The sequence below is a fragment of the Bacillus cereus group sp. N21 genome, assembly GCF_016483395.1.
Classification (GTDB): Bacteria; Bacillota; Bacilli; order Bacillales; family Bacillaceae_G; genus Bacillus_A; species Bacillus_A pseudomycoides.
Genome location: NZ_JAEHBX010000342.1, coordinates 1 through 269, shown reverse-complemented (window position 1 = coordinate 269; position 269 = coordinate 1). Strand labels below are relative to the sequence as shown.

Here is a 269-nt window from a genome sequence, read left to right as displayed (position 1 = left end):
ACATAAGGGAAGTTTGCTCCTTTGAAATTCCCTGTTTTTTCGTGGTAACCACCGTAAATGAGTCGTTTCATTTCATCGATGCCTTCATCAAATTCATGGTTTCCGATTGTACCTACATCAAATTTTAAGTCATTTAAAAATTCAATCGTTGGTTCGTCTTGTAACAATGCTGAAACTGGTGGACTAGCTCCGACAATATCGCCAGCATGTACGAGAAGTGTATTAGGGTTTTGTTTTTTACGTTCTTTTAAATAAGTGGCTAAGTAATC

General features: G+C 36.8%; 1 protein-coding gene. It reads right to left on the bottom strand.

Annotated elements, in window-relative coordinates; genetic code table 11:
* The coding region (locus JDS96_RS31115; RefSeq protein WP_199669157.1) for a metallophosphoesterase at positions 1 to 269 on the bottom strand (269 nt) is incomplete at both ends.